At 70.1% G+C, this 13,656-nt stretch carries 11 protein-coding genes and 1 tRNA gene; 5 read left to right on the top strand and 7 right to left on the bottom strand.

What is annotated here, in order from left to right:
- Positions 1-35 precede the first annotated feature (35 nt).
- From ACXJJ3_RS11025 to ACXJJ3_RS11000, 6 genes are all read right to left on the bottom strand, one after another.
- Positions 36-713, bottom strand: coding sequence for a YdcF family protein (locus ACXJJ3_RS11025; protein ID WP_458169878.1), 678 nt, complete (start codon positions 711-713; stop codon positions 36-38).
- Positions 706-1,479: a maleylpyruvate isomerase family mycothiol-dependent enzyme gene (locus tag ACXJJ3_RS11020; protein ID WP_458169877.1), complete on the bottom strand. Its 774-nt coding sequence runs from the start codon at positions 1,477-1,479 to the stop codon at positions 706-708. The genes ACXJJ3_RS11025 and ACXJJ3_RS11020 overlap by 8 nt, the downstream gene beginning before the upstream one ends.
- 55 nt (positions 1,480-1,534) lie before the next feature.
- On the bottom strand, positions 1,535-2,668 hold the full coding sequence (gene dnaN, locus ACXJJ3_RS11015; RefSeq protein ID WP_458169876.1) for a DNA polymerase III subunit beta: 1,134 nt from the start codon (positions 2,666-2,668) through the stop codon (positions 1,535-1,537).
- A 55-nt stretch (positions 2,669-2,723) separates the two neighbouring features.
- A complete protein-coding gene (locus ACXJJ3_RS11010) occupies positions 2,724-3,302 on the bottom strand; it encodes an AAA family ATPase (protein WP_458169874.1) in 579 nt (192 codons plus the stop codon).
- A gap of 75 nt (positions 3,303-3,377) precedes the next feature.
- Positions 3,378-4,994 carry an ABC-F family ATP-binding cassette domain-containing protein gene (locus ACXJJ3_RS11005; RefSeq protein WP_458169873.1) on the bottom strand — a complete coding sequence of 539 codons (1,617 nt, stop codon included), beginning with the start codon at positions 4,992-4,994 and terminating at the stop codon, positions 3,378-3,380.
- A gap of 213 nt (positions 4,995-5,207) precedes the next feature.
- Positions 5,208-5,281, bottom strand: a tRNA-Arg gene (locus ACXJJ3_RS11000).
- A 164-nt stretch (positions 5,282-5,445) separates the two neighbouring features.
- Here ACXJJ3_RS11000 and ACXJJ3_RS10995 point away from each other — a divergent pair.
- Complete coding sequence (locus tag ACXJJ3_RS10995) at positions 5,446-7,353, top strand: PrsW family intramembrane metalloprotease (RefSeq protein WP_458169872.1); 1,908 nt, start codon at positions 5,446-5,448, stop codon at positions 7,351-7,353.
- A gap of 149 nt (positions 7,354-7,502) precedes the next feature.
- Here ACXJJ3_RS10995 and ACXJJ3_RS10990 read toward each other — a convergent pair whose 3' ends face one another.
- Complete coding sequence (locus ACXJJ3_RS10990) at positions 7,503-8,552, bottom strand: hypothetical protein (RefSeq protein WP_458169870.1); 1,050 nt, start codon at positions 8,550-8,552, stop codon at positions 7,503-7,505.
- A 383-nt stretch (positions 8,553-8,935) separates the two neighbouring features.
- Between ACXJJ3_RS10990 and ACXJJ3_RS10985 the strand changes: the two genes are divergently transcribed.
- The 4 genes from ACXJJ3_RS10985 (at position 8,936) to ACXJJ3_RS10970 (ending at position 13,646) form a co-directional block, all read left to right on the top strand.
- Positions 8,936-9,247, top strand: a complete 312-nt coding sequence (locus ACXJJ3_RS10985; RefSeq protein WP_458169869.1) for a hypothetical protein — start codon at positions 8,936-8,938, stop codon at positions 9,245-9,247.
- A gap of 24 nt (positions 9,248-9,271) precedes the next feature.
- Positions 9,272-9,592, top strand: a complete 321-nt coding sequence (locus ACXJJ3_RS10980) for a hypothetical protein (protein ID WP_458169868.1) — start codon at positions 9,272-9,274, stop codon at positions 9,590-9,592.
- A gap of 458 nt (positions 9,593-10,050) precedes the next feature.
- Complete coding sequence (locus ACXJJ3_RS10975; protein WP_458169867.1) at positions 10,051-11,970, top strand: ABC transporter; 1,920 nt, start codon at positions 10,051-10,053, stop codon at positions 11,968-11,970.
- A complete protein-coding gene (locus ACXJJ3_RS10970) occupies positions 11,967-13,646 on the top strand; it encodes a GTPase (RefSeq protein ID WP_458169866.1) in 1,680 nt (559 codons plus the stop codon). Before ACXJJ3_RS10975 ends, ACXJJ3_RS10970 begins: the two co-directional genes overlap by 4 nt.
- Positions 13,647-13,656 lie beyond the last annotated feature (10 nt).

Here is a 13,656-nt window from a genome sequence, read left to right as displayed (position 1 = left end):
GGCCGATCGTCAGCCCTGAGGACGATCCGGTCGTGCTACCTCCGGATGACGTTCCCGTCGAGGAGACGGTTGTACGCGGCAAGTACTTCGGGCGGGATGTCGACGTGGCCGATGAAGTTCCGGCCGTTCGGTCCGTACCCGTCGGGGGAGAGGCGGTGGATCTCGCCGAGCAGCAGGGACAGGAAACGGTCTCGCGACCAGATCTCGGCGGCGCCCGGCCCCGCGCTGACGTGATCGGGGCCGATCCACGGGACGAGCGGGGCGTGGCTCGCCAGCGTCGTACCGGGGAGGTCGGCGAACGCGCGCTCGAAGCAGGCGTGCGTACGGCGTTGCATGGTCGGGTCCTGGATCAGGAGCAGGGTCCGCGGTGTGCCGAGCAGGCGGCGGGTGAAGTCCGCGTTCTCGCCGCAGTTGGTGGAGCGGTCCTCGATGGTGATCCGCTCGATGCCGGATTCGATCAGCAGATCACGGAACACGTGCGCCTCGGGCCGTCCCGTCGCGACGTCGAGCCCCCGTCGGCGGACCGCTTCGTCGAGATACCGCGTCGAGTGCCCGATCCCACCGCTGACCAGGACCGGCACGTCGTACCGCCGGGCCGCCTCGGCCGCGACCTCGACCGACTCCAGGATGGCAGAGCCCATCAGCACCACGAGATCCGGCGTGTCGACCGGGTCCCGGCGCGCGAGGTACCGCGCGATGACTTCCTCATCCAAAGCTGACGCGCTCCAGGTAGTAGTCGAGCAGCGCGAGGTCACCCTCCGCCACGGTCTTGTCGGTACTGCGCTTGTACAGGTGTAGCAGGAGGTCCGTGACCGTCCCGCGAACTGTGACCGCGGTCGGCTCGTCACTGTGCCGCCAGCGGATCGCGTCGCCGGTCAGGTCGACTACCCACGCCTGCTCCGGCGCGGCGAACTTCAGCGTCCGCCCCGGGCCGAGCAGTTCACGCATCCACGGATGCACCTCGAAGTGGAACGGCAGCGCGCCGAGCTCCATCCATTCGTCGACCCCGTCCACCGCGACGTCGGGCTCCAGCTCGTACGGGTTTCCGAGCGCGAGCGTCGCGTCGGCCCGGTGCATCGCGGTCTCGTGCGTCATCCGCCGCGCGGTGAACCGGGTGGTCGGATCGTCGACCGGCATCTCGATCGGTACGTCGGGACCGGCCGTACGGAGCGCCTCGGCCAGCTCGCGTGCGCCGTCGACGATCCAGCCGGCCAGCTCGCCGAGCGCGTCGTCGGTGCAGTCGGCCGCGTCGGCGTACCAGTGCGTCGGGTCGCGGAACTCGTCGTCCGGCGGCGCTACGCCGGTCCGCGCGACCACCGTCGCCTCGCGGTGCGCCCCGCCGACGTGACGGACCAGCTGACCGACGTTCCACCCGGGGCACGACGGGACAGGCTGACCGAGGTCCTTGCCCGTGGACAGCTGTGCGCCCAGCAACTCGGCTTGCTCGACGATCAGTGCGCAGTGCCGCTCGAACTCCATCTGCTCCTCCTCGGCTCGATGACCGTTGGTCGGAGCCGGCACTGGCAGTTTGACATCAGGTCGGCAGGCGCATCGGCATCAGGATGTAGGCAGAGTCCGCGGTCGGTGCGTCCTCCGCTGACTGTAGTCCGGTCAGGTTGGCCGGCTTGATCGGCTGGGTGAACGCGAAATGCGCGACCGGCGTCCCGAGGGAAGCCAGGCCGTCGAGCAGGTAGCCGGCGTTGAACCCGGTCACCACCGGCTCGCCCCGGAGCGCGACCTCGACCGCCTCCGACGCCTGCGCCTCCTCACCGTTGCCCGCGTCGAGCGTCGCGAGACCGTCCGCGAACGTGAGCCGGACCGGCGCCGATCGCTCCGCCACCAGCGCGACCCGTTTCACCGCCTCGACCAGCGCCGCCGTCTGCACGGTGACCGTCGACGTGATCGCGTTCGCAGCCGGAATCAGCCCGCGCACCTTCGGGAACTCGCCGTCGATCAGCCGGCTGGTCGCATGCCGGCCGCCGCCCTCGAACCCGATCAACCCGTCCCCTGTGCGGGTCGAACCGAGCGCGAGCGTCACCTCGTGGCCCGCCATCGCCTTCGCGACGTCGAGCAGCAGCTTCGCCGGGACCAGCGCGTTCGTCTCCACACCGGCGTCGACCGGTTGCCACTCGAACGAACGCACGGCCAGCCGGTACCGGTCCGTCGCCAGCAGTGAGATCGTCGAACCGCGGATCTCCACCCGGATCCCGGTGAACACCGGCAGCGTGTCGTCACGCCCGGCCGCACTGATCACCTGCGCCACCGCGCGCTGGAACACGTCACCGTCGACCGCCCCGCTCGGCGCCGGGATCTCCGGCAACGGCGGATACTCGTCCAGCGGCAGGGTGTGCAGGACGAATCGGGCGGCGCCGCTGCTCACGTGGACCCGTGCGCTCTCCGCGCTCAGCTCCACCATGTCCCGCGGCATGCTCCGGCAGATGTCCGACAGCAACCGCCCGGACACCAGCACCCGCCCCTCGTCGGCCACCTCCGCCGGCACGCTGACCTGCGCCGAGCTCTCGTAGTCGAACCCGGACAACGTCACCTGACCGTCGGCCGCGTCCACCACCATCCCGGCCAGAATCGGCACACTCGGCCGGCTCGGCAGCCCACGGGCCACCCAGCCGACCGCCTCGGCGAGCACGTCCCGCCCGACCCGAACCTTCATTCCCAGCTCCTCCCCATCGAGAGGAACCAGCCAATCAGGCCGCACCGACAATTCTTCAGCCGAAGCAGATCCGCTCGATCCGGTTCGCCTGACCACGGCTCAGCACGACGGCCGACGCGGCCCCCGGGACGACGTACCCAGGGTCCTCGACCGCCTTCGCCACCAGCCCCGGCCAGCGCCGGCAATGCTTGTCCATACTTGTTCTCCGTACGACGCGGCCGCGAGCCCACTGCCCCGAGCGGGCCACATCGCCCGGTACGTCGAGCAGGATCAGGTGCAACGGCACGCCCGCTCTCCGCGCGCGCCACCCGATCAGGCGGCGCGCCCACGGCCGGGTCGCGCAGTCGTGGATCACCATCGGCCCTTGTCCGCGGCGCAGGGAGCCCATCAGCGTCACGTAGTACATGAGGTGCACCAGGGGACGCCAGAGCGCGTACGGGAGTGCTCCGAGGACGGGCATCCAGCGCTCACGGACGTGCGCGGAGTCGTACACACGTACGGGGCTGTCGGCGAACACCCGGCGCAGGAACGTGCTCTTCCCGGCGCCCGGGATGCCCGCCAGTACGACGACCGCGTCCAGTGCGTAGCGCAGCTCCCGGCCCCGGAGTACTCCTTCGATGATTCCTGAATGCACGTGTCCGTCCTTCCCGCGAGTACAGGTAAGACGAACGACGGCTCGGCTCTGACCCGAGAACGGGCTGAGAAGTCGCTAGAAACTCCCTGAGAGCAGGTCTCGGCGCTGGTGCATCCGCCCGTCGCTGTCGAGCTCCAGGACCGTGTCCACGCGAATGCGTTGCAGGAAGGCGAAGTCGTGGCTGACGACCAGTAGCGCACCGCGGTACGCGTCGAGGGCTTCCGCGAGCTGATCGACGCTGGCGATGTCCAGGTTGTTGGTGGGCTCGTCCAGTACCAGTAGCTGCGCAGGAGGCTCAGCCAGCAGCAGCCGAGCCAGTGAGACGCGGAAGCGCTCGCCACCGGACAGCGTGTGCACCGGCCGGTCCGGGCTGTCACCTCGGAGGAGCAGCCGGGCCAGCTGGTTGCGAATGGTGCCTGTTGGCAGGCCAGGAGCGACCGTTTGCACGTTGGCCATCGCACTGGCGTCCTCGTCGAGCCCGTCGAGCCGTTGCGGGAGATAGCCGACCAGGTCGGTCAACAGCCGCCCGTGCGGTCGGTTGGGCGTCGCGGTTGTTGATCGCATCAGATGGTCGATGAGCGTCGACTTGCCGCTGCCGTTCGCTCCCACGAGTGCTACCCGCTCGGGGCCTTGCACCACGATCGTGCGGTCCTCGTCGTGCAACTCCGCGATCCGGCGGCCTCGCGGTACATCAGGATCCGGCAGCACGAGGTGGATGTGCTCCTCCTGCCGTACGCGGGCGTCTGCTGCGTCGACGGCTGCCTGTGCGGCCTGCACCTTGTCGTCGAGCGTGGAGCGCATCGCACCTGCTGATGCTTGCGCTTTGCTGGCACGGTTGCCTGCCAGGATCTTCGGGATACCGCCCTGCTGCTGGGTCTTCTTCGCGGTGCGCTCGCGACGGGCCAGCTTCGTTTCTGCCTCGACCCGCTGCCGTTTCTCGACCTTGAGCGTCTGCTGCGCCGTACGGGCGGCCTGGACCGCTGCGGCCTGCTGCTGCTCCCGGTGTTCCTGCCAGGCGCTGTACGGACCGCCGTACGTGTCGAGAGTCCCGCCGTACAGCTCGGTGGTGTTCTCCATGTGCTCCAGCAGTTCCAGGTCGTGGCTGACGACAACGAGCGTCCCGGGCCACTGGTCCACGAATTCGGCCAGCTTGGCGCGCGTCGGCCGGTCCAGGTTGTTGGTTGGCTCGTCGAGCAACGTGATCGGCGTACGGCGGACACGCAGCCCGGTGATCGCGATCAGCATCGCCTCACCGCCGGACACCTCCGCGACCCGGCGGTCCAGGTCGGCGGCGGAGAACCCGAGCTGGTCCAGCGCCTCGCCGGCCCGGGCCTCGATGTCCCAGTCGTCGCCGATCGTGTCGAAGTGCCGCTCGTCGGCGTCGCCCGCCTCGATCGCGCGGATCGCCGCCACGATCGCGTCGATCCCGAGCAGTTCGGCGACCGTGGCGTCCCGGCGCAACGTCAGCGTCTGCGGCAGGTACCCGACCTCGCCGGCGGCGTCGATCTGCCCGGCCGTCGGCCGCAGTACGCCCGCGATCAGCCGCAGCAGCGTCGACTTGCCGGCACCGTTGCGGCCGATCAGACCGGTACGCCCGGCGTTGATGGTGCCGTTCACACCGGCCAGCGCGACGGCGCCGTCCGGCCACTCGAAGGTGAGGTCGCGAAGGGTGATTGCGGTCTTGGAAGACATACGTGTGTCTGCTTTCGGGGAATCGGGTCGCGCACGGCGACCCGGGAGACGGATCGGCACGATCCGGACATGCCCGGGCAGACGCCCCCGAAAGGGCGGACCAATGAGAGAGGTCAGGCCACCGGCAGTCCGGCGGCTAGATTCTGTCGACCTCGATCTCCACGCCTCGACCCTAGCATGTGATTGCAGTCACAACCGCGGCGAGACCGGCAGCGCCCCCGGCAGGATTCGAACCTGCGACCCACAGATTAGAAGTCTGTCGCTCTATCCAGCTGAGCTACGGGGGCGTACGGCAGGGAAGAGTCTCTCAGATACCTGGGCGATCCCGCCTCTGGGTTCCCGATCGCGGCGGTTGCGGCGCGGTGGGGAAGTACAGGGATGTCGTTCCATCCCGGTAACGCTGAGTGGGTGGTCCTGCCGATGAATCGCGACCCCAACTAGGCTGCGGTGCATGAGTTACCCCTCACCAGGCCCGTCCGGCGCGCCGCAACCCGCGGCTGGGCCGGCGAACCCGCCCGGCGGCCACTACCCGCAGGCCAACGCGCTCGGGAACCACCCCGTGCCCGGCCAGCGGCGGAACCGGGGGGTGCTGATCGGCATCGTGATCGCCGTACTGTTCGCGATCGCCGGCCTGGTGATCTTCGGTGTGGTGGCCAAGTCGACCGGCGCCGGCGGCTTCACCTGGGGCCTGGTATTCGCGTTCGTCCCGGTCATCCCGGTGATCGCGCTGTACCTCTGGCTGGACCGCTACGAGCCCGAGCCGACCAGGTACATCGTCTTCGCGCTCTGCTGGGGCGCCTTCATCGCGACCCTGGTCGCGATCTTCATCAACACCGAGGTGTCGCACCGGCTGGCCGAGACCGGCGTCGGCGGCGACCGGTCCGCGGTCTTCGTCGCGCCGCCGGTCGAGGAGTTCGCGAAGGGCTCCGTGATCCTGCTGCTGGCGCTGCTGCGCCGCAAGGAGTTCGACGGCATCATCGACGGCCTCGTGTACGCCGGCATGGTCGGCGTCGGCTTCGCCTTCACCGAGAACATCCTGTACTACGGCCGCGTCTTCAACACGCTCTCCGAGGAGGCCGGCAGCGACGCGGGCCTCAAGGGCGCGTTCGCGCTGTTCATCGTCCGCGGCGTGATCTCGCCGTTCGCGCATCCGCTGTTCACGTCGTTCACCGCGATCGGCATCGGCGTCGCCGTACGGCACCGAAGTACCGTCGTGCGTTTCCTCGCCCCGGTCGTCGGGTACCTGGCCGCCGTACTGGCGCACGCCTCGTGGAACGCGTCGGCCAGCTGGGCCGGCGGGGGCGGCTTCATCCTCGCGTACCTGTGCCTGATGGTGCCGCTGTTCATCTGCCTGGTGGTGTTCGCGCTGGTGATGCGATCACGGGAGGGGCAGATGATTGCGTCCAGGTTGTACGACTACGTGCGGTTCGGCTGGCTGATACCGCAGGACGTACCCCTGATCGCCACCCTCCGCGGCCGCAAGGCACTCCGCCAGAACGCCCGCCGCTACGGCCCCCAGGCCGAGGCCGCCGCAAAGGCGTTCCAGCACAACGCGACCGAACTGGCGTACCTCCGCGACAAGATCGTCCGCCAGGTCATCGGCCCCGACGCCCTGGAAACCGAGAAGTCCCTCCTCGACGAACTCCGCCAACGCCGCCCCAGCGTGCCGTTCCCCCCGATGCCCGCCTTCGCCCAAGCAGCCCCCACCTACGCCGCCCCCATGGGCCCCAGCGGCCCAATGGGCCCAGGCGGCCCTGTGGGTCCCGGCGCACCGATGGGGCCAGGCCCGATGGGCCCAGGTGCTCCGATGGGTCCAGGAGGCCCGATGGGACCAGGTGCTCCGATGGGACCAGGTGCTCCGATGGGTCCAGGAGGCCCGATGGGCCCGGGTGCTCCTATGGGCCCTGGCGGCTCGATGGAGCCCGGCGCGCCGATGGGTCCAGGCAGTCCTGCGGCACCAGGTGCTCCGCTGGGACCGGGTGGCCCGATGGGTCCGGGTGCTGCCTCAGGCCCGGGCGCTCAGACGGCGTCCGGCGTCGCGCATGGACCCGACGGGTACCCGCTCGCCGGCCGCCCGGGCGACCCGCTCGGCTCGACGGCCCCCGGAGTACCGGCAGGACCCGGCGGCCAGGTGCCGCCAGGCCCGTCTCCGGCGTCCGACGGACGAGAGCCAGGTGCTTCGGCGCCGGGTGTTCCCGACGGCGAGCAGGCGCGTCCGCAGGACGTGGTGCCGCCCGAGCGCCAGGAGTATTCGGCGGGACAATCCAGCGGGCAAACGGGCCATCCCGGATACCCGCCGGGACCCCCCGGCCACCAAGGACCGCCGGGAGGATACGGTCCGTATCCTCCACCGCAGTGACTGCCACCCGTCCACGCCGCCAAACGGGGATGACGATGACTTTGCTTCTGCGCTGTCCGACCGGGCACTCTGTGCTCGTGGGCGGACGTCGTGGCTGACACCAGGTCAGCAGCAGGTGAAGGTTCGGAACCGCAGGTTCCGAACCAGGATCAGCCTGCCCAGGAGCTGGCGAACCTGATCGCCCAGTCCACCCCCAAACCCCGAGGCTTCTGGCGCCGCCGCCGCAAACGCACCCCCGAACCCCCCACCCCGGACGCGTCCTCCGCCACCCCAACCACGGACGCCCCACCCGCCGGCGACCCCGCGTCCAACAACACCCCAACCCCCAACGCGCCCTCCGCGTCCAGCGACACCCCAACGCCCAACGCGCCCTCCGCGCCCGGCGACACCCCGCCGTCCGACGCGACCTCCGCGTCCAGCGACGCCCCGCCGTCCAACGCGCCCGGCGACACCCAGGCGTCCGCCAAAGACGCCGCCTCCGGTGACACAGCTACACCCGACCCCGCCTCTTCCCCCGGCGACGCATCCACACCGGGCACGTCCTCAGCACCCGACGACGCCGCCCCCGGCGACGCCTCCTCCTCGAGCGACGTCTCCACGCAGACCGCGACGCCCGCGACCGCCGCCGCCCCAACGCGCGGCGACACCTCCGCCTCGAGCGATACCCTCACCGACGCCCCGACGTCCGGCATCGCCCCCGCGTCCAGCGACGGCCCCGCGTCCAGCGACGTCTCTGGGGCGAGCGACGCGTCGCGGTCGAGCGACTCGTCTGGGGCCAATGACGCCTCGGCACCCAGCGACCCCGGATCGAGCGACGGCTCGGCGTCGAGCAACGCCACGGCATCGGACGGCGGCTCCGCGGCAGGCGCCTCGCCGGAAACGGCTGATGTGACCAACCCCGCCGCCTCATCGGGTACGGACAGCGCCGCCTCAGCGAAGGCTGGTGCAGGTGACGCCGCGGACGGCACGGCATCCAACGCAGCAACCTCCGCACCTGCAACGGCGGACGCAACCACCTCAACCGCCAAGCCGACCGATACCTCATCGAGCGAAACCGCGCCGGCGAACGGCGCCTCCGCCGATTCCACCTCACCCGAGACGAGCACGCCGAACGCCGCCGTCTCAACCGGTACGGCGGCGACGGACGGTCCCGCGGCAGGAACAGCAGACGAGACCGCCGTACCGAAGCCTGCAGACACTCCGGCCCGTCCGCCCGTAGGTGTCGTGTACGAGCCCGAGGACTCCCCGGACGGGTTTCCCCTCGAGTACGGCAACATCATCGTGGGCCTCCCGAAGGACCCCAACCAGCCCGCGACGACGAGCCCGTCCGGCTCCGCAGCCCCGGCAACTGCATCGCCCAGCACGGCGGCCGCGACCGGCAACAGTTCAGAGGACGTGCCCGAGCAGACCGAGGCGGAGACTTCCGAGCAGACGCCCGCAAACACGACTGGGGCGGACACGCCCGGACAAGCATCCGCCTCGGCGGACGAGCAGGCACGCGGTGTCGCGGACGGGCAGGCATCCGCTGAGGCGGGCGAGCGGGCAGCAGCCTTTGCGGACGGGCAAGTACCCGCTACCGCTGGTGAGCAGGAACCAGCTCTCGCGGACCGGCAAGCATCTGCTGAGGTGGGCGAGCAGGCTCACGCTCGCGAGGACGAGCAAGCGGCCGCCACCGCGGATGAGCACGCTCCAACGCGCGGCGACGCCGGCGCTCTGGACGGCGCGGCTGCGGGTGGTTCAACAGACGAGGCGGCCGACACGACAGGTCAGGCCTCGGTGGATGCTGCCGCTGGGGACTCTGGAGACGGCGCTCCTGCGGCGGCCGGAGACGACGCGGCTGGCGGGGCGGGCGATGGAGCAGGATCCACGCCAGTTGACGGTGCGGCCGTCGTAGGCGAGCCCGCGGACGGTGACGCCCATGTGGCTGGGGCCGGACTGGTGGACGGCGCAGACGCGGCACCCGACGACGCCGCAGCCGATGACGTTGCGAGCGGTGGGTCTGCGAACCGCGGAGCTGCGAACGGCGGGGCTGCGAGCGGTGGGCTTGGCGGCGCGGGCGGGGACGACGGTGCTGCGGCTTCTGGGGATGCGGATGGTGCTCTCGGGGTGGGGGAGCAGGTTGGGCGGCATGCTGCTGGTGGGGCGGAGTTGTCGGCGGGCGGTGCTGCGGGTGGGGATGGTGCGGCTGACGGGGTGGGTGCTGGTGCAGCCGCTCGTGTGGACGGCGATGGAGGCGTAGAGGGCTCGGCTGGAAGTGCGGGCTCCGATGGTGTGGTTGTTGGTGTTGAGGGTGCATCCGCCGGCTCTGCTGGGGCTCGGGAGGGCGATGCGGGAGCTCAGGCTGGTGGCGGGGATGGTGCTGCGGCCGGGAGCGGAGCGGACGGCGTCGGGAGCGTAGGCGAAAGGGACGCTGAGCGGGCGCGGGGTGGCGACTCGGAGCGTGCGGCTGGCGACGGCGGTGAGGGCGGCGGCGACTCCGAGGGCGGCAGCAGTTCTGAGGGTGCCGAAGGGTCTGAGGGCGGCAGCAGCGCTGACGGTGGCGAGGGCTCTGAGGGTGGTGAGGGCTCTGAGAGTGGCGAGGGGTCTGAGAGTGGCGAGGGGTCTGAGCGGGTTGGTGATGGTGAGTCTGGGGGTGGGGATGAGCCGGAGCTGACTGCGGAGGAGCTGGCTGGGAAGTTGGCGGCTGAGCAGGCTGCTATGGCTTTGATTACTGCGCTGATGAAGTTGCGGGGGGTGTTGGCTGGGAGTCAGTTGCCGCTGGAAGTGGTGGGGGCTGATGAGGCTCGGCAGCAGCAGAAGGCGATGCTGGATCAGCTGGACGACTATCTGTTGCCTCGGCTGGTGCAGTTGGAAGCTCCGATTCTGGCGGTTGTGGGTGGGTCTACCGGGGCCGGTAAGTCGACGCTGGTGAATACGGTGATCGGCAAGGTTGTCAGTGAGCCGGGTGTGTTGCGGCCTACTACGCGGTCGCCGGTTTTGATTCATCACCCGGCGGATGCGGACTGGTTCGTGGGGGACCGGGTGTTGCCGGGGATGGCGCGGACCGCGTCTGAAGAGCCGGGTGGGATGGAGGATCCGGGGCAGTTGCGGCTGGTGGCGGCGGACAGTGTGCCGCGGGGGCTGGCGATCCTGGATGCGCCGGACATCGACTCCGTTGTCGAGGCGAACCGGGATCTTGCGACGCAATTGCTTGCGGCGGCTGACCTTTGGTTGTTCGTGACGACGGCGGCGCGGTACTCGGACGCGGTGCCGTGGGAGTTCCTGCAGAGCGCTTCGGATCGCAGTACGGCGGTCGCCGTGGTGCTGGATCGGGCGCCGAGCGAGACGATCGACGACATCACAGGGCATCTGGCGCAGATGCTGCTCGAGCGAGGACTGGGTGACTCGCCGCTGTTCTCGATCCAGGAGACGGTTGTCGATGGCAACGGGATGTTGCCGTCGGCGGTCGTTGCCGGGATCAAGGACTGGCTGGTGGACCTGGCGGCCGATGCCGAGGCGCGGGCCGGGGTAGTGCGGCGGACGTTGCAGGGTGCGGTCAGTGCGATGGTGAAGAAGACGCCGCCGTTTGCGGCTGCGGTGAAGGCGCAGGCGGAGACCGCGCTCGAGTTGCGGTCGTCGGTGGAGTCGGCGTACGACGAGGGCGTCAAGGACATCGCGAAGGCGAGCCAGGACGGGACATTGCTGCGCGGAGAGGTGCTGGCGCGGTGGCAGCAGTTCGTCGGGACTGGTGAGCTGCTGAAGGGGCTGCAGTCCAACGGTGGGCGGTTGCGTGACCGGCTGAAGAGTTCGCTGGGGAACAAGCCGACCGAGACGCGTGATGTCAGTGATGCGATCCAGTCCGGTCTCGAGTCGTTGCTGACTGAGCACGCGACGGCTTCGGCGGAGCGGGCGGAGAAGTTGTGGCAGGGCACTGCTCCGGGCCGCCAGCTGCTGGCGGCCGCTGACGCGGATGGTTCGGCAGGCGGGAACGGTGCGGTCTCCGGTGTGAGCGCGGCGTCGGGCGCAGCTGGCGCGCGTAGTGCTGCGGGTGGGAGCGCGGCGGCAGGCGGCAACGGCGGTGCCTCCGGGCGGCGTGTCGCGGGGGCGAGTTCCGCCGCGGGTGGCGCTGTAGACGGTGCCAAGGGCGCTGGGCCCGGGGGGAAGGCCGGTGCTGGGGGCAACGATGTGGTGCCTTCGCTCGGGACCCTGTCGGAGCAGTTCCCGGCGGCGGCGAGCCGGACGGTGCGGGAGTGGCAGGCGTTCGTACTCGACCTGGTCCGCACGGAGGGCGCGGACAAGAAGTCGACGGCGAAGATCCTGGAGTACGGCGTCAACGGGCTGGGCCTTTCGCTGATGGTGGTGATGTTCGCCAGCGCCGCCGGTATCCCGAAGGGTGCGCAGGCGAGCGCCGGCGCGGGAAGTGCGGTCGTCGGGCAACGGTTGCTGGAGGCAGTTTTCGGCGACAAGGCAGTTCAGGGCATGGTCGACAAGGCACGCGAGGACCTTGACGGTAAGGTTCATGCCCTGATGGATGCCGAATTCGCCCGCTATCTGGCTGTCCTTGACCAGCATCCGGTCGACGCCGAGACGGCCAAGCACCTGACCGAGGCCGCCCGCGCGGTGGAGGACTGCACGTGACGGAAACTGTGGATACGGTCGAGACGCCCGCCCGGGCGGAGACCGATGTCCTGAAGAAGATCGATGCCCTCGAAGCGGCCGCCAAGGCCGGCGACGGCCGCTTGGACCCCGTGGTGCTCACCGAGGCTGCGCAGATCGTCGACCGTGCCGGGCAACGGCTGCGGATGTCGGGCGACCTGACAGTGGTCGCGCTGGCCGGTGCGACCGGGTCCGGGAAGTCGTCGTTGTTCAACGCGCTGACCGGGCTCGACCTGGCCGCGATCGGCACCCGGCGGCCGACCAGCTCGATGCCGCTGGCGTGTGTGTGGGGTGACGAGCCGGCCGGTGAGGTGCTGAGCTGGCTGGGGATTCCGCGCCGGCACCAGGTGCAGCACCGCAGTTCGCTCGAAGACGCGCACTCCGAGGACCTCGACGGCCTGGTCCTGCTCGACCTTCCGGACCACGACTCGACCGAGGTCGAGCACCGGCTGATCGTCGACCGCCTGGTCGAGCTGGTCGACCTGCTGATCTGGGTGGTCGATCCGCAGAAGTACGCCGACGCCGCGCTGCACAACCGGTACATCAAGCCGTTCGCCTCGCATTCCGGGGTGATGGTGTTCGCGCTGAACCACATCGACAAGCTGACGCCCGAGCAGCGCAAGAGCTGCCTCGAGGACCTCGACAAGCTGATCAAGTCGGACGGCCTGAAGTCCCCGACGATCGTCGCCACGTCGGCGGTCAGCGGTGACGGGCTCGAAGAGATCCGCTCCCTGCTGGTGAAGCGGGTCAGCAACAAGCGCTCCGCGCGGGAGCGGCTCGCCGCCGACGTCGACCGGGTCTCGGACCGGATGGCGAGTCAGTGCGGCACCGCGAAGACACCGGAGATCGCCGAGGCCGACGTCACCGAGCTCGTCGAGTCGCTGTCGGACGCGAGCGGGCTGACCGTCGTGTCCGACGCCGTACGGCGCTCGTACCTGCAGCGGGCGCGGGCGGCGACCGGGTGGCCGTTGACGAAGTGGATCGGACGGTTCCGGCCGGATCCGCTGCGTCGGCTGCACGGTGACCAGGTGTCCCGCGAGCAGGGCAAGGCGTTGCGTAAGTCGGCGTCCAGCGAGGTCGCGATCGCACGCTCCTCGTTGCCTGCGGCAACTCCGGTGCAGCGGGCCCGGATGGACGCCGCGGTGCGGACGATCACGACCAAAGCCGCCGAAGGGCTGTCCCGGCCGTGGGCGGACTCGGTGCGTACTGCGATCCGGCGGCGCGAGGAGTCGCTCGGCGACGAGCTCGACCAGGCTGTCGCGCGGACCGACCTCGGCGTGTCCAGCAATCCGGGCTGGTGGAGTTTCGCCCGGATCGTCCAGTGGCTGCTGTTCCTGGTGACGCTCGGCGGTGCGGCATGGCTGATCGCCTTGCTGGTAACGCGAATCGCGCATCTGAACGACCCGCCGCTGCCCGAGTGGAACGGCATCCCGTACGCCTGGATCATGCTGGTCGGTGGTGCCGTCCTGGGGGTGGCGCTCTCCTTCCTCTGCCGGGTCTTCGCCACCAACGGGGCACTGCGTCGCTCCCGGCAGGTGTCGAAGGCGCTCCGGGAAGAGCTGGAGAAAGTTGCCGAGAGCCACGTTGTGGCGCCGGCGCGGGACGAGCTGGCGGCGTACACCACGTGCCGCGACAGCTTGGCGACCGCTCGGCAGTAGTTGCAGAGCG

It is taken from the genome of Kribbella sp. WER1, assembly GCF_054189145.1.
This window is presented reverse-complemented; position numbering and strand designations above follow the sequence as displayed.